The sequence below is a fragment of the Mesorhizobium sp. M0991 genome, assembly GCF_040318915.1.
Taxonomy (GTDB): domain Bacteria; phylum Pseudomonadota; class Alphaproteobacteria; order Rhizobiales; family Rhizobiaceae; genus Mesorhizobium.
The window spans coordinates 113,387-135,523 of record NZ_JAMYNE010000014.1 but is presented as its reverse complement, the minus strand read 5'-3'; the positions used below and the strand labels follow the sequence as shown (position 1 = coordinate 135,523).

General features: G+C 64.4%; 19 protein-coding genes. 5 read left to right on the top strand and 14 right to left on the bottom strand.

The window, feature by feature from the left end; genetic code table 11:
- Positions 1-5: 5 nt before the first annotated feature.
- The 14 genes from dgoD to NKH70_RS20900 all read right to left on the bottom strand — a co-directional run bounded on the left by dgoD (position 6) and on the right by NKH70_RS20900 (position 15,998).
- Positions 6-1,178: a galactonate dehydratase gene (gene dgoD, locus NKH70_RS20965; protein ID WP_352716575.1), complete on the bottom strand. Its 1,173-nt coding sequence runs from the start codon at positions 1,176-1,178 to the stop codon at positions 6-8.
- 207 nt (positions 1,179-1,385) lie between these two features.
- Positions 1,386-2,891, bottom strand: coding sequence for an aldehyde dehydrogenase family protein (locus tag NKH70_RS20960; RefSeq protein ID WP_353025913.1), 1,506 nt, complete (start codon positions 2,889-2,891; stop codon positions 1,386-1,388).
- A complete protein-coding gene (locus tag NKH70_RS20955) occupies positions 2,888-3,376 on the bottom strand; it encodes a (2Fe-2S)-binding protein (protein ID WP_352716572.1) in 489 nt (162 codons plus the stop codon). Before NKH70_RS20955 ends, NKH70_RS20960 begins: the two co-directional genes overlap by 4 nt.
- Positions 3,373-6,522 carry a molybdopterin cofactor-binding domain-containing protein gene (locus NKH70_RS20950; protein WP_353025912.1) on the bottom strand — a complete coding sequence of 1,050 codons (3,150 nt, stop codon included), beginning with the start codon at positions 6,520-6,522 and terminating at the stop codon, positions 3,373-3,375. The genes NKH70_RS20955 and NKH70_RS20950 overlap by 4 nt, the downstream gene beginning before the upstream one ends.
- A complete protein-coding gene (locus NKH70_RS20945; RefSeq protein ID WP_352716762.1) occupies positions 6,519-7,385 on the bottom strand; it encodes an aromatic ring-hydroxylating dioxygenase subunit alpha in 867 nt (288 codons plus the stop codon). The genes NKH70_RS20950 and NKH70_RS20945 overlap by 4 nt, the downstream gene beginning before the upstream one ends.
- A gap of 14 nt (positions 7,386-7,399) precedes the next feature.
- Positions 7,400-8,773, bottom strand: a complete 1,374-nt coding sequence (locus tag NKH70_RS20940; protein WP_352912419.1) for an amidohydrolase family protein — start codon at positions 8,771-8,773, stop codon at positions 7,400-7,402.
- Between the two features lie 39 nt (positions 8,774-8,812).
- Positions 8,813-10,381, bottom strand: a complete 1,569-nt coding sequence (locus NKH70_RS20935) for a GMC family oxidoreductase (protein ID WP_353025911.1) — start codon at positions 10,379-10,381, stop codon at positions 8,813-8,815.
- Between the two features lie 7 nt (positions 10,382-10,388).
- Positions 10,389-10,997: a thiamine pyrophosphate-dependent enzyme gene (locus NKH70_RS20930; RefSeq protein ID WP_352716564.1), complete on the bottom strand. Its 609-nt coding sequence runs from the start codon at positions 10,995-10,997 to the stop codon at positions 10,389-10,391.
- Entirely contained in the window at positions 10,994-11,494 is a 501-nt protein-coding gene (locus NKH70_RS20925) for a thiamine pyrophosphate-binding protein (protein WP_352716563.1), read from the bottom strand. Before NKH70_RS20925 ends, NKH70_RS20930 begins: the two co-directional genes overlap by 4 nt.
- A 90-nt stretch (positions 11,495-11,584) precedes the next feature.
- Positions 11,585-12,505, bottom strand: coding sequence for a LysR family transcriptional regulator (locus NKH70_RS20920; protein WP_352716561.1), 921 nt, complete (start codon positions 12,503-12,505; stop codon positions 11,585-11,587).
- Entirely contained in the window at positions 12,506-14,308 is a 1,803-nt protein-coding gene (locus NKH70_RS20915; protein ID WP_352716559.1) for an adenine deaminase, read from the bottom strand.
- Between the two features lie 36 nt (positions 14,309-14,344).
- The gene (locus NKH70_RS20910) at positions 14,345-14,980 is read right to left on the bottom strand and encodes a glutathione S-transferase family protein (RefSeq protein ID WP_352716557.1); all 636 of its coding nucleotides are present in this window, start codon (positions 14,978-14,980) and stop codon (positions 14,345-14,347) included.
- Positions 14,977-15,699, bottom strand: coding sequence for a Rieske 2Fe-2S domain-containing protein (locus NKH70_RS20905; RefSeq protein WP_352716555.1), 723 nt, complete (start codon positions 15,697-15,699; stop codon positions 14,977-14,979). Before NKH70_RS20905 ends, NKH70_RS20910 begins: the two co-directional genes overlap by 4 nt.
- Complete coding sequence (locus NKH70_RS20900; RefSeq protein ID WP_352716553.1) at positions 15,696-15,998, bottom strand: hypothetical protein; 303 nt, start codon at positions 15,996-15,998, stop codon at positions 15,696-15,698. Before NKH70_RS20900 ends, NKH70_RS20905 begins: the two co-directional genes overlap by 4 nt.
- Before the next feature lie 223 nt (positions 15,999-16,221).
- Between NKH70_RS20900 and add the strand changes: the two genes are divergently transcribed.
- From add to NKH70_RS20875, 5 genes are all read left to right on the top strand, one after another.
- Positions 16,222-17,262, top strand: coding sequence for an adenosine deaminase (gene add, locus NKH70_RS20895; RefSeq protein ID WP_352912423.1), 1,041 nt, complete (start codon positions 16,222-16,224; stop codon positions 17,260-17,262).
- A 27-nt stretch (positions 17,263-17,289) separates the two neighbouring features.
- On the top strand, positions 17,290-18,411 hold the full coding sequence (locus NKH70_RS20890) for a BMP family ABC transporter substrate-binding protein (RefSeq protein WP_352912425.1): 1,122 nt from the start codon (positions 17,290-17,292) through the stop codon (positions 18,409-18,411).
- Positions 18,412-18,526: 115 nt separating this feature from the next.
- A complete protein-coding gene (locus tag NKH70_RS20885) occupies positions 18,527-20,131 on the top strand; it encodes an ABC transporter ATP-binding protein (protein ID WP_352912463.1) in 1,605 nt (534 codons plus the stop codon).
- Positions 20,132-20,133: 2 nt separating this feature from the next.
- Positions 20,134-21,186 carry an ABC transporter permease gene (locus tag NKH70_RS20880; RefSeq protein WP_502908383.1) on the top strand — a complete coding sequence of 351 codons (1,053 nt, stop codon included), beginning with the start codon at positions 20,134-20,136 and terminating at the stop codon, positions 21,184-21,186.
- Positions 21,187-21,196: 10 nt separating this feature from the next.
- Positions 21,197-22,132, top strand: coding sequence for an ABC transporter permease (locus NKH70_RS20875; RefSeq protein ID WP_352716548.1), 936 nt, complete (start codon positions 21,197-21,199; stop codon positions 22,130-22,132).
- Positions 22,133-22,137 lie beyond the last annotated feature (5 nt).

Genomic DNA, 22,137 nt, shown 5'->3' with positions numbered 1-22,137 from the left:
TGCATTCACCAGTCCACCACGGTGCCGTCCGGCATGACGGCGTTGCGGGCATGCAGCACTTCCTGCTTGAAGGGGTGGCGCGCGATCACGTCCTCATTGACGGTGACGCCAAGGCCCGGCAGTTCGGGCAGATCCCAGCGGCCTGGTCTACGCTGAATTGGCCAGGTGACCACGTCGTCGTACCAGGCGACGGCACCGGACATCTCCTCCTGAATGACAACGTTTGGCGTCGATATGCCGAAATGAAGAGCAGCCACACCGGCGATCGGACCGAGCGGGTTGTGCGGCGCAAGGCCGATGCCTGCGGTTTCCGCCATGGCCGCGATCTTCTTTGTCTCGAGCAGACCGCCAGTGTGGCAAATATCAGGCTGGGCAATGTTGAAGGCGCGGGCTGCGATCGAGTGCGTGAATTCGCGGCGCCCGATCAGCCGCTCGCCGGACGCGATCGGCACGGCCGATCGCGCCGTAATATGCGCCAGTCCGGCAACATCTTCGGGTGGAACGGGCTCTTCCGCGAACATGATGCGGGCCGGCTCGATTGCTTTGAGGTAATCCATCGCCGCGTTAACAGATGCAGGGCGTCCGTGGAAATCGACCATGATGTCGATATCCGGGCCTACCGCCTCGCGAAGTGAGCCAACCATATTGGCAACGGAGTCGACTGCCTTGGCGGGCGATACGTAGTGGGTGTAGGGAATGCAGACGACCTTGACCGCATCGTAGCCTGCTTGCGTCACGGTGCGTCCGCGTTCCACGATCGCATCCGCGGATCCGGTCTCATAGACCGCCTTCATGTCCCCGAGGCCGAGATGCGTGTAGGTACGCAGATAGTTGCGAACCTGGCCGCCCAAAAGGCGCCAGACGGGGACGCTCAATGACTTGCCCAGGATGTCCCAGAGCGCGATCTCGATGCCGCTGACAGCGGACATTCCCTCAACGCCGAGACGCCAAAAGCCGTGCCGCGTAAGTATCTGGTAGCACTGCTCCACATTGCGCGGATCTTGCCCGATGAGCAGGGCTTCAAGATCCTGAAGCGCCCCAACGACGGCTCGGGTCTTCCATTCCAGCGTTGCCTCACCCCAGCCAAACAGGCCGGGCTCGTCGGTTTCGACGCGAACGAAGACCCAGTTGCGCATTTCCGCATTGCAGACGCGCGCCTTGATGGCCGTGATTTTCATTGGTCCTCCCAGACCTGCCGTCTTTTTTCGAGGCAATATGTATGACTTATTACCGATAATATGGACAAGTCAAGCGCAACATCGATGTGGACCAGCGCCGTCAAGGAACTGGTCCTCAGGAGGATCCGAGCAATTTTCGATCAATCCTTGTCCGCCGATGGAAGGGCTGTCAGCCGCCGATCCACGAATATCGCGGGAAAGGCGTGGCTAAATCACCGCGCAGACCGTTTTCGTCTCGAGATAGTTCTCCAGGCCCGGTGCGCCGTTCTCATAGCCCCAACCGGATTGCTTGTGGCCGCCCTTCGGCAATTCCGGCGAGAAGTAGGAATGGCAATTGATCCAGACGGTGCCCGACCGGACACGTGCGGCAAGGCGATGCGCAGTGGAAAGGTCGCGGGTCCAGACGCTTGCGGCGAGGCCGTAGGGCGAGTCGTTCGCATGGCTTACCGCCTCCGCGACATCGTCGAACGGTGTCACGGCAACGACCGGGCCGAAGATTTCCTCGCGCATTATGCGCATGTCCGGGCGTACGCCGGTAACCACGGTCGGCTCGAAGAAGTTCTCGAAGCGCCGGCCGCCGGCGATGATCTCGGCGCCGCTGGAAGCACCATCGCCGACATAGAAGGCGACGCGCGCAGCCTGGGTTCCGTTAACCAGCGGACCAAGGTCGGTATCCGGGTCAAGCCCGTGTCCGAGACGCAGCTTTCGCGCCTCTTCCGCCAGACCCTCCACCAGACGGTCGTAGATCGAGCGATGCGCATAGACACGCGAGCCGGCGACGCACACCTGGCCGGCATTGGCGAAGATCCCCCGGGCCACTCCGGGGATTGCGAGCCCCATGTCCGCATCGGGCATGATGATGGCCGGCGACTTGCCGCCCAGCTCGAGCGTCAGCTTCTTCAGATTGCCGCACGCTGCGGAGACGATCATCTTTCCGACTTCCGTCGAGCCGGTGAAGGCGACCTTATCGACATCGGAATCTGCAGCCAATGCTGCGCCCACAGTTTCACCGAGACCGGTCACGATATTGACGACGCCGTCCGGCAAGCCGGCTTCGATCATCAGTTCGCCGAGCCTGAGCGCGGTGAGCGACGTTTCCTCAGCCGGCTTGAGCACGATCGTACAGCCGGCGGCAAGCGCCGGGGCGAGCTTCATCGAGGCCATGAGCAGCGGCGAATTCCATGGCGTTATGGCTGCCACGACACCAATAGGCTCGCGCACCGTATAGGCGAAAATCTTGCTGCCCGCCGGTTGGTAGCTGATGGAGGTGGGGATGGTCGTGCCGAGGATTTTCGTGGCAAAACCGGCAAAATAGCGGAACTGCTCGGCCGAGGCGGGAATCTCGGCGAAGCGCGAGGTCTTCAGCGACTTTCCCTGGTCAAGCGTCTCGAGTTCTGCAAGCTCATCGGCATGGCGCTCAATCAGGTCAGCGATGCGCCATAGCAGGTTGCCGCGTGCCGACGGTGTCATGTCGCGCCAGCTCTCGCCTTCGAAAGCAGCACGCGCCGCAGCAACGGCGCGCCCGGCGTCATCGGCTGTGCCTCGCGCCAGCAGCGCGAGCGTGTCGCCATTCGCAGGATCGGTCGCGGGCAAGGTTGCGCCATCGCTGGCGTCGCGCCAGCCGCCGCCGATCAGGTGCCGCATTCTGGGTTTGGCCAGGAACGCCTTGACGCCTGCATGCCTGGCTTTACAGTTTCGAATGATGACCGTCATGTCCGTATCCCGCAAGCGAGCGCCTCGACCGCGGCGAGAGCACCGCGGATGATGGAATGATAGCCGGTACAGCGGCAGATATTGCCTTCGAGCGCAGCGCGGATCTGAGACTCGTCGGGAGCCGGATTCTCCAGCAGCAGGGCGGTCAGCGCAACAGTGATGCCGGGTGCGCAGTAGCCGCACTGGAAGGCGTTTTCGGCCGCCAGAGCCTCGCGCAGGACAATGGCTTCGGGAACGTCGTCGAAACCTTCCGGGGTGATGATGGTGGCCCCGTCGAGCTGCCACGACATGAGCAGACAACTATTGATCGCGCGACCGTCCATCAGCACGAAGCAAGCGCCGCAGCGGCCGATGCCGCAAGCCACCTTGGCGGCAGTCATGCCGAAATGGTCGCGCAGCAGGTCGATCAGGCGTAACTCGGCAGGCACGGCCAGCGCCCGGCGGCAGCCGTTGAGGTTAAAGGTAATCTCGATCTCGGCGCTCACGCTGCACTCCTCTGCAGGGCGTCGAGTACCCATTCAGGATCGACCGGGATGCGCTCGGGCCAAGCCCCTGTGGCGTCCGCAATCGCGTTGACGATGGCTGGCGTCACGGCGCCAATGCCAAGCTCACCAACTCCGCGCGGACCGAACGGGTCGTCCTCGTCCAGATCCTCCAACGCGAAGGTCGCGAGGCTTTCCGGCGTGTCGGCAATGCCTGGCAGCATGTAGAAATCGAGGTTGCCGGCAAGATACCGGCCATCCCGCATCGCCGCGTCCTCAGTGAGGGTGAAGCCCAGCCCCTGGACGCCGCCGCCTTCGATCTGGCCAAGATAGGCGGCAGCATCGAGCATCGGTCCGGCCGCGGTGTGCTGATGGAGCTCGAGCACGCGTACCTGCCCGGTGATGCGGCTCACGGCAACGCGCGCCAGTGTCGCGCCGAAGGCGAAGATCAGGCGTGCATTGCCTTCCAGATAGTCCGATTTCGGAAACTCGAAGCTGACGGCAGCAACTGGCAGCCGGTCCGGAGGCAACGCCTCGGCAAGCTCGGCGAAACTCACGAGCAGTGAACCACTGTTGGAATGTCGCTCGACGATGCCGCCGGGCGCCAGCGCCAGCTTCCCGGCTTCGCGGCAAAGCACCTGGCCCGCTGCGGCCAGCAGGTCGCGCGTAAAAGATGGTGCGGCGACTGCCGCGACGCGCCAGACTACGTGAGTGCCGCGCGAGGCGGTAGAGGAACCGGATTCGGGCGTCGCCGCCGTATCGCCGGTGACCGGCCGGACATCGTCACGGCCGCAGCCGAGCGCTCCGGCGACCGCGGCTTTTACCGAGGTGAGCAGGCCCTGTCCCATCTCGTCCAGGCCGTAGAGTGCTTCGATCACGCCATCCGGAGCCAGGCGCAACGCGCCTCCGGCCGGGTCCGGCGGCAGCGTGCCGAGTCCGTTGCCTTGATAGTTCATCGCCATGCCGACGCCGATCGTCTCATAGCCGTCGAACGACGGGCCGCGCGGCTTGGCCCAGATCGGGTCAGCAGCGGCGGCTTGCAGCATCTCGGCCAGACGTTCGGACGGCGCGACCTGCTGGCCGAGATGGCCTCGCGTGCTAGGCTCGCGCAAATTGCGGCGCCGTATCTCGATAATGTCGATGCCGGCGGCTTCGGCCAGACGGTCCAGCTGGCACTCTACCGCGAAGGCCATCTGGTTGGCACCGAAGCCACGAAACGCGCCGCAGACGCCGTTATTGGTGTAGGCGAGCCTGCCCGAGCTGAGGACGTTGGGAACGACATATGGCCCGCAGGCGTGTTCGAGCGCCGTCTCAAGCACGCCCGGGCCGAGCGACGCATAGGCGCCGGCATCCGCGATCACATCCACCTGCTGGGCGAGCAGACGACCCTCGGCGTCGCAGGCGGTGCGCATATGGATACACATCGCATTGCGCTTGGTACCCGCGATGACAGATTCCGCCCGGTCGAGATGCAGCCGCACGGCGCGTCCGGTCTTCAGCGCCAGCAGGGCCAGGGCCGGCTGCACGGTCAGCTCGTCCTTGCCGCCGAAAGCGCCGCCAGTCGGGCTGGTGACCACCCGTATCTGCTCTTGCGGCATGCCGAGGATGCGCGAGAGCTGCATGCTGTCGCGGCGGCCATGCTGCCCACCGGCAAAGACGTTCAGGGTACCATCCGTACCGACGAAAGCGTAGCCGCCCTCCGTCTCCATAAAGCCGTGCATCTGGCTCGGCGTTTCGTAGACAGCCTCGACGATATGAGCCGCCTTGGCAAAAGCCGTGGCGGCATCGCCACGCGTGAACTCGAAGCTGCACTGCAGATTGCCTGAGACATGGACCGGCTCCGCTCCAGCGGCGAGTGCCTGTTGGGGATCGCTCACAATTGGCAGCGGCTCGTATTCGACCCTGATGAGAGCAAGCGCGCGTTCGGCCGTCTTCGTGTCAACAGCGGCGACGGCAGCAACAGCGTCGCCGATATAGCGCACCTTGTCGAAGCACAGTGCAGGCTGATCCTGCACGACAATGCCGAAGGCATTGCTGCCGGCGATGTCGCGGTGCGTTACAACCGCCGCGACGCCGGGCAGCGCCTCGGCCGCGCTCGTATCGATGGAAACGATCTTTGCATGGGGGACGCCGGCACGCCGAATGCGCCCGACCAGCATGCCGGGCTCGCGATGGTCGGTCAGGTATTCGAGCCTGCCTGCGATTTTCGGCGCACCGTCCGGCCGCTGGTGCCAGCTTGCACCGATCTCCGATCGGGACACGAGAATTTCGGCAGGTGGGTTTCCGGACGGTACGGTCCGCCGGCGCGGCGAATGTGCTCCTTGGGACAACTTTCCGCCGAGCCCGAAGACCAGCGCATTCGCCACGACACTGCGCCGATAGCGGTCGGACCGCCATGCATCATCGATCGCCGGCGTCTCTTCCAGAATTGCGGCGTGCAGCTCGGCCCAATCGATCTCCCGCAGGTGCCGGCCGACAAGCAGCGCTTCAGCGCGGTCGAGACGGGCCGCTTGCCCGCCGCCGCTGGCCGCGAGCCGCGCGACGATGATGCGATCATGCGCTGTCTCGACCAGCCCGGCGACACCGGCCACGCTTGGGGTGAATGCGGCGCGCAGGCCGACTTTGCGATGGGTCCAGCGAGCGGCAGTTGGTTGCGGTCGAACAATCACCGCCTTGATGAGGCCCGCGGACGGCGCGGCGGCCAGCCATTGCGCGAGCGACACGACGGCGTGCCCGGCCGGTGAGACGATCTCCAGCTTCGCGTCGGTCGCGAGCAGGGCCGGCAGAAGGCAACCCATGCGCCCGGCGACGTTGCCGCCCAGCGTTCCGAGATTGCGGACGGCAGGTCCCGCCGTGGCGCGGACGGCGGCTGCGAGCAGAGGCAAATTCTCGCCTATTGCCCGGTCACGCTCCAAGGCACCCAGGGTCGTCAGTGCGCCGATGCGAAACCCATCGGCGGCCGGTTGGATGCCCTTCAGGCCGGCGATACGGCCGATGTCGATGAGGCACCCCGGCTTTGGCAGGCCTTTCGCCCAGCCGAGCTGCAGCGCCGTGCCTCCGGCGACCAGTTGCGATGCGCCCTCGCCTGCCAACGACAGCGCCTCGGCAACGGAGGCCGGGCGAAGTACCTGGAGATCCGGTCCGGTCATGTGGCTACCGCGGTCGTGCCGAAACGAATGCCTTTTTCCTTCAGCCAGCGGCGGTAGGCGATGGAGGAACCGTCGGCGCGTGTCGGGATTTCCATCCGCGGCTCGAGCGGAAGGCGCAGCGGCCGCTGGTTCTCCACGATGATCCGGTCTTGCAGGAAGATGACCTGTTCGAAGTTGAGCAACGCCGTCTGCGTCGAAGCGGAATCGACAAGGTACATGACCGGCTGGGCGCGGCAGAGATCTTCCTCGATGGGCTGGATGAACAGCGCGATCGCATCGAGCCGACCGGGCGCTCCGGGGCATACACGGTATAGCATCACAACGAATGGGCTCGGCACACGATAGGTCAGATGCACAAACGCGCCGGAGCTTTCCGTTGCGGCAATGCGCGGCTGGAAGAACGTGCAGTTGGTCGCCCAGACCTCGTCCACCTCGCGACGTATCTCGCTCAGATAGGCAGGCACTTCCGTGTGCGGCTCCGAACCGAGAATGTCGGTATGCACGAAGGGGAAATGCGCCATGTCGAGGAAATTCTCTACGACACGCAAACCCGAAGCCCGCATCGTCACCCAGCCGCAGGGCACGTAGCGGCGGTCGGGTTCCGATGCCTCGGCGATCTCGAAGATTTCCTTTCCGGGCTGGCCCAGCGTCGTCCAGACGCAGCCGTAGCGCTGCCGGACGGGCAGCGCGGGGCCGCGGTTGCCGTCGTCCAGGATCTCCCGAACCGTGATTGCACCCGTGATGTCACGGACCAGTTCGATGTCCTGGCCGAGCAGCCGCGTGCGGCTCGGCGCGCCATCTAGATCGGCGACCGTCTCCACCGCGTACCAATCGTCCAGTGCCGCCCTGTCCGTCGTCTTCATCACCGAGGCCCGCCCTATTGGGTCCATTGCAGGCTGCCGCCGGAATTCTCGGCAAGGAAAGCGGCGCGCCGGGCGAACAGGCCAGGCGCGACGCGATGGATTTCGGCGATGATCTCGCGCAGGTCGCCGGTGCGCAACGCGCCGTCCTCGGCCAGGATTTCGCCATCGACCATAGTCAAAGACACGTCGCTGCCGCGCACGGCGTGGACAAGATTGTGATGGAAGTTGAAATAAGGTCCGTCGCGGAAGACCGGCGTCATGCGCGGCGTATCGGTGCGGACCGCGATGATGTCGGCGCGCTTGCCGACTTCGATCGAGCCGATCTCGTGGTCGAGCCCGATCGCCCTGGCGCCGAGGATGGTGGCCATCCGCAGCACCTGCCAGCTATCCATGGCGGCGGCGTCGAGGTCCTTCAGCTTGCCCAGCAGCGAAGTCACCTTCATCTCTTCGAACATGTCGAAATTGTTGTTCTCCTTCTCGCCGTCGGTGCCGATCCCGACAGGCACGCCGGCCTTCAGCATCTCGGCCACCAGCGCGATGCCGCTTGCCAGCTTCATGTTGGAAACAGGATTGTGGGCCACCGAAACGCGGCGCTTGGAAATAAGCTCGATCTCTTCTCGATCGAGCCAGACGGCGTGGGCGATCATGGCGCGCGGCGTTTCGAAGAAGCCAAGGTCGTCCAGCGCGAACATCGGGCGTTTGCCGTAGCGCCGCTTAAATTCCGCGATCTCGATCTCGGCCTCGCTGCAATGGGTGTGGAAGCCGGTGTCGTGTTTCCTTGCGAGTTCTATCGCCCGACGCTGGCCGGCTTCGTCGGCATAAAACAGATGCTCCAGCCCGACCCACACATTGATGCGGCCGCCCGCCTTGCGATGCCAGCCCTCGATCATCGCCTCGTTCATGTCGAGCGTGTCGAAGTAGTTGTAGTCGGGATGCTCGCCGACGTAAGGCACGGCGACCAAGCGGTTGCCGATCGCCTCGGCCGCCCGGGCGCTGCCTTTCATGAACCGCCACATGTCGACGACGGTGGTCGTGCCGCCGAGCACGGATTCCGCGTAGCAGAGCCACGATGCCGCCTCGGCCTCGTGCGGCTGCAGCACGCGATGCATCGGATTGATATGGAGCGTCAGCCAGTCCCAGACCGGCAGGTGCTCCGCCGTGCCGCGCAGAAAACCGGAATGCGCATGCGCATTGACCAGCCCGGGCAAAAGCACCGCATTGTCGAGCTTCTTCACGGCCACGGCCGGATACGCAGCGCGCAATGCTGCGAGTGCGCTGACCGCGGCGATACGACCATCTTCGACCAGCACGGCGCCGGCAGGCAACACGTGGTTATCTTCATCCATGGTGAGCAGCGTGTCGGCAGCAAGGATGAGGCTTCGCGTCATCGCGGGTACTCCGTGTGCGTTCCGTCGGTCATGACATCCTCAAGCTGCCGCCGCGAGCAGGAAATCGGCGGCGCGCTCGCCGATCATCGTGGCGGGCGCGTGGGTGTTGCAGGTCGGGATCGTCGGGATCACCGAGGCATCGGCGACATGCAGGCCGTCCAGCCCGTGCACGGCGAGACGGCTGTCTACGACGGCCATCGCGTCCTCGCCCATCTTGGCGGTTCCGCAGACGTGGAAGAAAGTCGAGCACGCATCGCGGATGAAGTCGATGGTCTCGGTGCGGGTCAGTCGGCGGTCGGGTGCGGCAAAGCTGGCGAAGAGACCGGCGTTCGCTTTTGCAGCCGCCATCTCCATCACCATCTCGACTGCGGTGACCATGGCGTCGAGGTCTTCCGGTTCCGCCAGAAAGTTCGGCTGGATTTCGAGCGGCCCGCCGGGCTTGCCGTCGAGCAGCTTCAGCTGCCCGACGCTCTTCGAGCGCATCAGACCCGCACCGAAGGAAAAGACATCGCCGGATACATCGTAGCGCGCGCGGATCGCAGGTTCGGCGCTGTTGCCCTGGACCGGAAAGGCGTGCAGGTCGGGCTGCGGCAGGTCCGGACGCGACTTCCAGTTGACCATCGAGCCACCGCCATTGCCCACCACGGGTCCGATCGGCCGTTTCGCGCGGAAGACGCACGCCTGCGCCAGCGGATGGTCCTGAAGGTTCCGGCCGACACCCGGCAGGGCGCAAACGACCGCAATGCCAAGGCGCTTCAGTTCGACCGGATCGCCGATGCCCGACAGCATCAGCAGGCGTGGCGTGTCGATGGCCCCGGCCGCGAGCACGATGCTCTCTTGCGCGCGTGTTTCGCCGATTTCGCCGCCGACGAGGTGCTTGACCGCGACGCATCGGCTGCCTTCGACCGTCAGGCCGATGGTCGCGGATCTGGTCAGCACCGTCAGCATCGGGTGATCCAGGATCGGCACGAGATAGCCCGTCGCCGAACTCCAGCGCTTGCCGTCGAAGATGTTGAAATTCGCGGCCGCCGTCCCCTCGTTGCTGGAGCCGTTGGGATCGTCGATTACGGGGATGCCGATCTCGGCCGCGCCATCGATCAGCGCCTGCGCGACCGGGCACAGTGCCGCCGGCCGCTCGATACGGAGCGGACCGCCCGCTCCGCGAAACTCGCTTGCACCGTCGCGCCAGTCCTCGCAACGCCGGAAATAGGGCAGCACGTCGGCGAAGCTCCAGCCCTTGGCGCCGCCAGCCTCCCAGGCATCGTAATCATGCGGATGGCCGCGATACCACATCATCGCGTTGATAGCGCTTGAGCCGCCCAGCAGGCGACCACGCGGGATGCCGATGGTACGGCCGTTCACGCGCGGTGTCGGAGCATAGTCATAGCCCCAGTCATAGGTGCCGCGGCCAAGCGGCACCCATTTGCCGGGGTCCTCGATCTCTTCGATCCCAAGACCCGTCGGGCCGGCTTCGATCAGGAGCACGTCGGCGCCGGCATCGACCAGCCGCCGCGTCACCGCACAGCCACCGGAACCCGAGCCAACCACCACGTAGTCGTAGCTGGGTTTCAGCGCGCGTCGGGGGACGACAGGTCCGAGGATGCCCATGATCTCGTCAGTTGTGCTCGCTCGGGCCCATGATGACGATGCCTTCGCTCGCCTCGACGTGGCGGACGAAGATATACTTGTCCTCGCGGCCGTCGCTGTGTTTGCGCTTGATGTCCGGCTGGACCGTTCCCGAGACCTTGGCGACCACTATATAGGGTGCCTCCATCGCGAGCCCCCATGCGCAATGCGCGTCGAACTCGTCCACCGTGCGCACTGTATGGGCGTTCTCGACGCCGGCGCCGCGCGCGATCGCGGCAAGGTCGACGCGGCCCAGCGCCGTATGCGTCGGCGGGCCGCCGATCGACTGGTAGCACTCATTGTCCCAGACCACGATGAAGAGGTTCTTCGGTTGTTCGTTTCCGAGCGTGGCCAGGATGCCCAGATTGAAGAGCAGGCCGCCATCCGTATCGAGCGAAACGACGCGGCGGTGCGGCAACCCGGCGGCGAGCCCGAAGGCCTGCGGCGTGACGCAGCCGAGTTGCTGCTGGAACAGGCTCGCCTCGCGCATATGCGGCGCGGCGTTGTACCACTCATCGACGCTGCCGCCGAGCGAAAGGATCACCAGCTCATCCTTCAGCCGCGCGGCAAGCGCCTTCATGCAGTCAAAGCGTTTCATCGCACCACCTCGCCGCCAAGCGCCACGGCCGAATGGTAGTAGGACGCATAGGACCAGGAATAGGCGTCGACGATGGCGCGCTCGATCCTCGCCTCCTCGGTGACGATCCGGTACGGCACGCGCAGCGCGTTCAGCACCGGCTCCATGGTGATGCCATGCGGGATTGCCCACCAGTTGTTCTCGCCAAGCTCGCCGCGGTAGCTCATCAGCATCACGACCGGGATACCGGCTCCGAGGCCCATGCGGGCCAGCGGCTCGACCGAGGCGCGCAAGCCGGAGTTTTCCATGACCAGCGCCGCGCGCTTGCCCGACAGGAAGACCCCACCGCAGATCGCTGCGCCCTCGCCCTCGTTGGTGACGTGGATCGTGCGGATATCCGGATCGGCATCAAGGGCCGGGTAGAGTTCCTTGAACAGCGAATCGGGCAGATAGCAGACGATGCTCACCCCTGCCCGTTTCAGCCCTCGAATGACCGCGTCGACCGCACTCTGCTTCATGACATCCCCTTCGGCCGGGAAGTCTCGCAAAGCTCAGTTGTTCGAGATAGAGACAAATTTCTCTCTTTATCGATGCGCAAAATGCAACAACTAATCATGCAGCGCCTTGACCATGCGGGCCAGCAGCGCCGCGAATGCGGAGGCCGCATCCGACATTTCGCGTTCCAGTCGGGCGAGCAGCATCAGCCGGTGCGGGTTCATGCGCGAATCGCGCAACGGCACGAAAACGAGCGATCCGTCAGCCACTTCCGGTTCGATGCCGAGCTTGGTGCGAAGCACCACGCCGAGGTTGAGGCGCACCATTTCGGTCATCAGTCCGATCGAGTTGGTCCGTGACCGTCGCGTGAGGTCGATCATGGAGCGCCCGATCGCATCGTCGATCGAAATGCCCAAAGCAAGGCTGTTGTCCGAGACGATGACCTGTTCGCCGGCAAGATCGAACAGCTTCACTTCCTTGCGGCCGGCAAGGCGGCTGTCCGGATGAGCGACGACGCCCAGCGGCAGAGGCGTGCTCGCGATCTTGCGCACGTTGCGCGGCACGCGCACGTCGAAAGCAAGCGCCAGATCGCATTCGCCGTCGGCAACCGCATCGCAGGCGCGCTGCGACCCGGCGACATGCACATCGACCGATATCTGCGGGTGGCGCTTCCAGAATTCCTTCAGCGCGTTCGGCACCAGCCCGCGCGCCGCGCTCTCCACGATCGCCACGGACAACGAGCCGCGGTTGAGGCCACTGAGATCGTTGATCTCGGACGAGGCGCGCGCCAACTCGGTGATGCTCTGACGCGCGTGGTAGAGGAGAAGCTCGCCTGCGCTGGTCAGTTTCAGTCGCTGGCGCACACGCTCGAAGAGCGGCGTGCCCAGTTCGTCCTCCAGGCCCTTGATGACGCGGCTGATGGAGGATGGCGCCACGTTGAGCGCCTGCGCGGTCTGGCGAACCGAGCCCAGCCGCGCGACCATTTGGAAATAATGGATGCGCGGTGAGACCAGCCCAAGTCGGAAGGGATCCACTCAGGCGGCCTCGAAGGCGGGGACGATCTCCATTTCCGGCACCAGCACGAGACCTTTGTCGGTGATGCGGATTTCGGGGATGACCGAGAGCGGGATGAGGTTGAAGCCCATATAGGGAATGCAGCAGCCGGCCGCCTCCCATTCCCGTTTGAGGATCTTCACCTCCTCCGCGACCTCGGTGACGCGCTTGTCGGACAAAAGGCCGGCGATCGGCAGTTCAACCATGGCAGTCACTTTACCGTCGACGACGACACAGACGCCGCCTTGCGTTTCCTCGATCGCCCGCAGCGCCACCTGCATGTCGGCCTCGTTGACGCCTGCGATGATGATGTTGTGGCTGTCGTGGCCGACGGACGATGCGACGGCGCCGCGTTTCAGCGTGAAATTGCTGAGCAGCCCGTAGGCGACGTTGCCGTCCGACTTGCCATGGCGCTCGACCACAGTGACGAAGCACAGGCCGTGGCGGTCGAAATGGTTCTGCCAGTCGTTGGCCGGATCGAGCGTGATCTTCTGGTGGCCGAGCGTGATCCCCGGCAGTTCGGTGCGGATGGTATGCGCCACCACCTTGCCGGTTGGCAGGTCCGGCGTCAGCTTGATCTGCTTCGGCAGCTTCACTGTGTAGTAGGCCGCGTCCGGATAGCGGTAGCGAGTCGAGAGGGCCTGGTCGAGCAGCGGCGTGATCTTGCCATCATCGACGACGAGTTCGCCGCCATACCACGTGCTGACGGGATCGAAGCCGTCGTCGAGCAGCACCAGGTCGGCACGGCGGCCACCACCGAGGCCTCCGATTTCGCCTTCCATGCCAAAGCGCGTCGCGCCATGCAGCGAGCCCATCGACCAGGCCTGCTCCGGCGTCATGCCGGCCTTCATCGCCTCGCGCGTCACCCAGTCCAGGCCGAAGAGCATCAGGTCGTCAGCATCGCGGTCGTCGGTGCAGACCGCGATGCGCTTGTGCGAGGCTCCGAGTTCCGTGATCGTCTTGATCGCTGCGGGCAGGCTGTGCCACGGCGTCGTCGGCGGACCGCCGCGTAGGAACAGCCAGATGCCGGCTTCGAGCATGTCGTCGGCGATCTCGCGGTCGATCGCCTCATGGGTATCGGTGACGCCGGACGCCGCATAGGCCGACACGAATTCGCGTCCATAGACGTGGCCCGACACCGGGCGGCCGCGTTTCAGCGCCGCAGCGAGGATGGCATGGCTGCGTTCATCGCCCATAGCCACTGGCACGAAATCCATCTTCTCGCCGAGCGCCACGGCTTCCGGCCATTTGTCGAATAATGCGCCGATCTTCTCGGCTGTCAGGTCGCCACCGGCCGTTTCCAGCAACGGCGAAGTTGCCGGGACGGTGCTCGGAACCGTCAGGAAGATGGACAACGGCGCCAGGCGCGCGTCCTCCAGCATCGCCTCGATGCCAGCAACGTCCATGACGTTGCCGATCTCGTGGCTGTCGCAGAAGAGGGTCGTGGTGCCGTTGAGCAGCGCCGCCTCGGCATAGGCGCAGGCCGTCACCATCGAGGATTCGATGTGGATGTGCGGATCGACCAGGCCAGGCGCGACGATGCCGCCCCTGGCGTCATATATCCTCGCGCTGCCGCCCTTATAGGTGCCGGCCGGCTTCACAGCGGCGATCCGCCCTCCCGACAACCAGATCTCGCGGCCTGGAAGCACGCGCTCCGAATAGGTCGACAACACGCGTGCGCCGGCAATGACCAGATCGGGATCGGCTCGCCCGGAAGCGACGCCAGCCAGTCGCCGGGTCATGGACGAGAGCGGCTGGACGGAAAAGCGCGTGAGAAAGGTCATTTTGCTGCCAGCCTCGTTCTCCTTGAATGTTGGGCGTCAATGGTAGTCGGGGATGCCCGGCATGGTCATGAAGCCGGGAAGCGCGCGGAAGCGACGCGCCCAGCGGCGCAGCGCCGGATACTCGTCATGGTCGACGCCGAAATCGCGGCTCAGCGCAAAAGCCGGAAAAAGTGCGATGTCGGCGATAGTCGGGCGGCCCGCAGCAAACCATTCTTTCTTCTCGAAACCCCGCGCGGTCATATGGTCGTCCATGGCGCGGAGCGCGTGCGCGGCACCGGCACGCAGCGCAGCCTCGTCGCCGGCGGCACCGAACATGGCATGGCGGCGCGCGGCGCCGGCAACGCCGAGACCGCCGGCCGCAAAGAAAAGCCACTGCATCACCTTGGCGAAATCCGCACCATCCGCCGGCAGCCATGCACCCGTTGAATCGTGGCTGCGCGCCAGATGGGCGATGATGGACTCGGCGCCGAACATCGTTACCTCGTCGTCGCGGAGAATGGGCAGGCTGCCCGTCGGGTTCATGGCCAGGAATGGCGGCGTCTTCTGCTCCGCCCCCGGAAATGCATCGACTGCAACGGTCTGCCATTCCAGGCCGAGCATGGAAAGCGCCAGCCGCACCTTGTAGCAGTTTTCGTCCAGCTCGTAGTTGTAGAGCGTGATCCTCGCCATCATGCGGCCCGCGTCGTCGAGGTCGCGCCGGTACGCCCGGTCTCGAGATGATGACGCAGCTCGCTCGTCCAAGCGAAGAAATGCTCCTGCCCCTTGCCGGCATACTTGGCTGCCGGTCCGTCAATCACGACGTGCAGGGCCGATCGTTTGCCGGTTAGTTCCTGCAGGCCAAGAAGCAGCGTGTCTTCGCCGACCGTCAGGCTGAACAGCATCCCGCTCAGCGCCTTCAGATCAGCCACCCCGGATCCGCCGGAGAAGGGCGTAGGCGGCATGGCCTTCACGACATCGATCACCATCCCGGCGGGACTGTCGAGATACAGGCTGCGGACCGGCACCACCTCCTCTGGCAAGGCAGGCAGTTCGGGCAATGCTGCTGCCGGGTCCAGCGCCGTCCAGATCATGCCAGCCGCCTCGGCCGAGCTATAGGCAGACACGGTAATGGACGCCGGCACCCTGAGATCGGGGTGGGCCGGAATGAATCGGCACTGGCCGGCCGCATCGTACTGCCAGCCGTGATAAAGACAGGCGATATGATCGCCGCGGACAAAACCGAAGCTCAGCTTCATACCGCGATGCGGGCAGCGATCCTCCCACACATGCGCTTCGCCGCTGTTGTCGCGCCACACCACCAGTTCGTTTCCACAAAGGCGGGTCCCGGCCGAACTGCCCGGTTCGATCGACCCCGACAGCGCCACTGGGTGCCATCCAGCCTGTATCGTCATTCTGCGTCTTCCTCTCTGGAATATCCCCGAATTTCGGCCCGTTCGCAGTCCATCACCAGACAGTCGATTGGTCCCAGGCTACATGCCATCTCGAAGGCATCGATGAGATCGGGCTGGCCCGAAACCTGGACGACAAAAAAATCGTCCGCGGCTTCGTGCACCAGCAGATCGAGATTGAGCCGAGCGGCACGCCTGTCGGCGAACTCGCTAAAGCTCGACGACACCAGTTGGCCGACGAAGCGCAGGCGCGTTGTTTGAGGCGGAGGCGCAAGGTTCTGCGCTTCCAGTAGGTGCTTCATGCCTATATTTCTCCCGGCCTGCACATTTTTTAAGCAGTTTTCGATTGTGTCTAGTTAGGCATCATTTTTTGGCTTGTGCAAGCCCCGTTTCCCTGACATCTGTTGCGTATCAGGTGATCGGACAGTTGGAAAAAGCCGCGATTATCGAACAACTTGGCAGCCGTCCGTCGCCCAAGAAAACCAGGTACGGCTTGGGATTGCCGGTCCGGGCGGGTGAGCGTCGATGTCGTTGTCAAGTTTTATTCAGCTTATACCCAAGGTCGAGTTGCACTTGCACCTCGAGGGTGCCGTCTCCACAGAGACATTCGCCGAGCTGGCGGCGCTGAACGCGGTGTCGCTGCCGGACGGCAGACCGACATCGGAGCTCTACAACTACGGCAACCTGCTGGATTTCCTGAAGATTTACGATCTGGTTTGCGCCTCGATCAGGACTGCGGACGATTTCTCTCGCATCACCTTCGAGGCACTGGAGCGCTGCGCGAAGGCGGGTGCGCGCTACGTCGAACTGTTCTTCAGCCCGCATGCGCATCTGGCTCATGGCGTGGCCTATTCGACAATGCTCGAAGGCATCCTCGACGGCTTTCACCGTGCGAAGGAGCGCTATGGCCTCGTAGCGAAGCTGATACCGGCGCATGCGAAGCCGCTCGGCGCGGCAGGTGGCGAGCGCTTCCTGGACATGGTTCTGGCCGAGCGCCCGGCTGAGGTGATCGGCATCGGCTTCGATTACGACGAACGCCCGAACCCACCGCCGATGTTCGCGCGCATAGTCGAGCGGGCGCGGGCGGCCGGGCTCAATGTCACCAACCATGCGGGCGAGGACGGCCCGGCGGGCTACGTGCGCGATACCATCGACATCCTCGGCCTGAGACGGGTCGACCACGGCTACCACGTGGTCGACGACCCGACACTGATGGAGCAGTGCAGGGAGATGGGCATCGTCTTCACCTGCTGTCCGAGCACGACGCTGGCCACCACTGTCTGGCGCGACCTCTCCGCGCCCGACCATGCGATCCGCCGCATGATCGAGGCCGGGCTTACCGTGACGATCCACTCCGACGATCCGCCCATGTTCGGCACGACGCTCGACCGCGAATACGCGCTGATCGTCGAAAATTTTGCGCTCGGGCCGCCGGCACTGAAGCAGATCGCGCTGGCTGGCCTGTCCGCCGCATGGCTCGACGACGACATCAAGCAGGCATGGCTGGCTGACTGGTCGGCAGAAATCGACCGCTTCATGGAAACCGAACTGTCTCTCCCGAACTGAACACAACACGGAACAAAGGACCGAAGCATGATCGACCTGCGCAATCTCTCCCGCCGAGGCTTCCTGAACATGGGCGCCGCAGCCGGCGCCTCGCTGCTCCTGCCGAAATCCGGCCTTATCACGCCTGCGCATGCACAAACGCCGCTCGCCGCCGTAGCCGAGGAAAACGCGGTCATCGCCTTCGGCCACACCGGTCCGGTGACCGATGAAGGCTGGACCTGGAGCCACGACCAGGGCATGAAGGCCGTGCAGGAAGCGTTCCCGAAGCTGAAGACGCTGTTCGTCGAAAGTATCCCCTATTCGGCCGACGCGACCCGCACCTTCCGCCAGTTCGTCTCGGAAGGTGCCAATATGGTGTTTGCCACCTCCAACTATGGCGACTTCCTCTACGACGTGGCCAAGCGTTCGCCGGACGTCGCCTTCTATGAATGCGATGGCCGCAACCCGCTCGAAAATCTCTCGACCTATTACCTCGCCCACTGGTACCCGACCTACGTCACCGGTGTCGCCGCGGGCCTGATGAGCAAGAGCGGCAAGCTCGGCTACGTCGCCTCCTTCCCGGTTCCGTCGGTCTTTTCCGGCACCAACGCCTTCCTGATGGGCGCCCGTTCGGTCAATCCCAACGCTACGATGCAGACCATCGTCATCAACTCGTGGTTCGATCCGCAGGCTGCCACCCAGGCCGGCACCGCGCTAATCGACAACGGCGCCGACCTTCTGTTCGGCATCATGGACGAAGCCGGCTATCTGCAGGTGGCCGAGCAGCGCGGCGCGAAGGCTGTCATGTGGAATACCGACATCCGCCGCTACGGGGCGAAGGCCTACGTCTCCTCGATCGCCATCGACTTCAAGAAATTCTATGTCGACCAGGTGCGCTTGCGCCTCGAAGGCAAGTGGACGCCCTCGCAAACCATCCTGCCGATGGGCGGCGGTATCGACCGCGATGCCTGGGGTGAGACGGTGCCCCCGGAGGTCGCAAAGCAGGCCGATGCCGTGCGCGACAAGATTCTCGGCGGCTGGAGCCCGTTCGAGGGCGAGATCAAGGACACCAAGGGCGACGTCAAGGTGGCTGCCGGCCATCGCATGACCGAAGAGGAACTCTACAACTGGGATTGGTCGATCGAAGGCGTCAGCGGCCTCCAAGCGTGATCCCGAAAGATTGCAGAGTTTTCGGATAGACTATGCGGCAGAAGGCAAAGAGCTAAGCAGGATGAATGATTTTGTTCCAGTTCATCATGCTTCGAGCGAGCACCGTTACGGCGGCATGGAGGTGTCGTCCACCTCCCCTGGGCGTTACGAGCCGGGCTCCGGCGCGCCGCCGCTCGTGCTGCTCAAGGGCATCAGCAAATATTTCCCCGGCGTCGTTGCCAACCAGGATGTCGACCTGGACGTGATGCCGGGGGAGATCCACGCCTTGCTCGGCGAGAATGGCGCCGGCAAGTCGACCTTGATGAACATCCTCACCGGCATCTATCAGCCGGATGCCGGTGAGATCGTCGTCGACGGCTATGCCAAACGTTTCGCGTCTCCAGTCGATGCGATCTCCGCCGGTATTGGCATGGTCCACCAGCATTTCAAGCTGGTGACCGCCTTCACGGTCGCCGAGAATATTCATCTCGGCTGGTCCGAAACACCCAAGCGTATTGGCTCGTCCGTGCTCGAGGCGCGGACTGCCGCACTGGCCGAGAAGCTGAACCTCGCGGTGCGGCCATCCGCGCGCGTCGCCGATCTTTCGACCGGGGAGCAGCAGCGCGTGGAAATCCTACGCGTGCTCGCGCGCAACGCCCGCGTTCTGATCCTCGACGAGCCGACTGCAGTGCTTACTCCGGCGGAGGCGCGCGAGCTCTTCAAGGCGCTCAAGCAGTTCGTGTCCCGGGGCAATGCGGTGGTCTTCATCAGCCACAAGCTCGACGAGGTCCTGGAGATATCCGACCGCATCACCGTGCTGCGCGGCGGCCGCAAGGTGGCCACCGAAAAGACCGCGGACTGCAGCGAGAAGATGCTGGCGCGCCTGATGGTTGGCCGTGAGATCGTGCTCAGCAATCTGCGTGCCAGGCAGCCGGGCGCGGCCGGCATCTCCGCCGAGCCGGTGCTCAGCCTCAAATCCGTCGTCGCGCGTGATGACGTGGGCGGCATCCTTCTCGACGAGGTTTCGCTCGACATCCATGCCGGCGAGATTCTCGGCATCGCCGGTGTGGCCGGCAACGGCCAGAAGGAGCTGACCCAGGTCGTCACCGGCTTACGGCCGATCCACTCCGGCCAGATACTGCTCGGCGGAAAGGACGTCACGACCGCCGGCGCGGTCGATTACGCGAAGTTCGGCGTCGGCCACATTCCTGAAGACCGGCTGCACAGCGGCCTGGCGCCGGCGCTTTCGATCACCGACAACGCCATAATCCGCGAATATGCGTCGGCGCCTGTTTCAAAGGGCTTCGCGTTCCGACCGCGCCTTGCGGCTGCTCTCGCGCGCACGATCGCCGAAGCGGCATCCGTTGCGGTGCCCGATTTCGGCATGCCCATGCGCAACCTTTCCGGCGGTAATCAGCAGCGCCTCGTCGCACGCCGCGAGATGCGCATCGCAAGCAAGGTTCTGATCGCCGCCTATCCGAGCCGCGGCCTCGATGTCGGAGCGATCAACACGATGATGAACTACCTCGTCGAATTGCGCGATGCCGGCGTCGGTGTGCTCTTCATTTCCGAGGAGCTGGAAGAGCTGTTCAACCTGTCGGATCGCATCGCCGTGATGTTCCATGGCAGGATTATGGGCGCGGTGGAGACTGCCTCCACCGACATCGAGGAAATCGGCTTGATGATGGGCGGGCAGATGCGGTCCAGCGCTGGCGCCCAGGCCGCTGCCGGGAAGCACTGACCTTGGCGATCAAGCTCCAGCGCGTTCCATCCGCGCAGCCCTCCGTTGCCTTTGCGGCACGTGCCCTGGCGATCGTGCTGGCGCTGGTGGTCGCCGGCCTGGTTCTGGCTGATCGCGGCAATGCTCCCATCGAACTCGCCTGGGAGGTGCTCAGCTCGACTTTTGGCTCGAGCTTCGGGCTGGAAGATGTCGGGCTTCTGGTCACTCCCCTGATCCTCACCGGCCTGTCGGTCTGGGTGGCGCTGAGAATCGGCGCCTGGAACATCGGCGCGGAGGGCCAATTCTATGCCGGCGCCTTCAGCGCCACGGCGGTCGCGCTGTTCATTCCCGGCCCGACCTGGCTGATCCTGCCTGTTATGTTCATCGCTGGCGCGCTCGGCGGGCTGCTCTGGATACTGGTGCCGACGCTGGCGCGCGCCTACGCCGATGTCAGCGAACTTATCACCACCCTGCTTCTGAATTTCGTGGCGACGCTGATGGTCTATTATGTCGCCACCGGCCCATGGCTCGACCCGAGCGGCCACGCGCTCGCGACCACTGCGCGTCTGCCGCATGACGTGCCCGAATTCTGGGGTATCGTGCACTACGGTTTCCCGCTGGCGATCCTGCTCATCTTTGTCATCGCAGGACTGCTCAACTACACGCGCTGGGGTTACGAGGTGCGGGTCGCCGGGTCGAATCCAAGCGCGGCGCTTTATGCGGGCATGCCGTTCCGACGCCGCCTGATCGTCGTCCTGCTGATGTCGGGAGCGATCTCCGGCATCGCCGGTATGCTGGAAGTAGCTGGCACGGTGCATCGCCTGCAGGGCGGCATCTCCAACAATTTCGGCTATCTCGGCATCATGGTCGCGGTGCTGGCGCGCGGTTCCTCACTTGGCGTGCTCGCGGGCGCGGCTTTGATGGGCGTCATCCTGAATTCGGGCATCATCCTGCAGACGCAAGGCATCACCGTTTCAGCCGTGCTCGCCATCACCGGACTGATCCTGTTCTTCACGGCGATCGGCAACGAACTCGCTCACTACCGCATCACGCGGACCGAACCGGCCGCGAGCTGAGGAAACACCCATGGACATGATCGCCGGACTGATCCAGACCTCCATTCTCGCCGGCGGCGTGCTGGCGCTGGCGGCGCTGGGCGAGACGCTCTCCGAGCGCGCCGGCGTCGTCAATCTCGGCGTCGAAGGGCTTATGGCGCTCGGTGCAATCACTGGCATCGCGGTCGTCGTCGCCACGCCGCACCCTATGCTCGGCTTCGTCCTTGCGCTTGCCGTCGGTTTCCTCGTCGGCTGCGTCTTCGCTGTTGGAACCGTCGTCGTCAAGGCGAACCAGGTGTTGTGCGGCCTGGCGCTGACGCTGATGGGCACGGGCATGGCCGCAACGATCGGTCGCGCCTATTCCGGCATGCCGGCGCCGGCGACTTTCGCGCCGATCGCTATTCCCTATCTTAGCGACATCCCGCTGCTCGGTCGCGCGATCTTCACGCAGAACATCCTTGTCTACCTGATCTACATCGTCCTGCCGGTTGTGCTGCATTACATCATGTTCCGCACGCGCCACGGGCTGAACATGCGCGCGGTGGGCGAAAACCCCGCGGCAGCCGACGCCGCCGGCATTTCGGTGCAAAGCATCCGCTTCTGGTATGTCGCCGCGGGTTCGGCGCTGGCGGCCGGCGCCGGCGCTTACCTCACGCTTGCCTTCGTTCCCTCCTGGTCGGAAGGCGTCGTGGCCGGCCGCGGCTGGATTGCCGTCTCTCTCGTCATCTTCGCAGGCTACCGGCCCCTCAACGCCGTGCTGGCCGCTCTGCTGTTCGGTCTCATCACCTCGCTCGGCTTCGTCGGCCAAGCACGCAACTGGCCGATAGCGGCGCCGATCCTGTCGATGCTGCCCTATCTCGGCACGATCGCCCTGATCATCGTGCCGGTGCTTGCCTGGCAGCGCATGCGCCGGGTAATGGCCGCGCCGGCTGCTCTCGGCGAACCCTATTTCCGCGACATGCGTTGAGACGA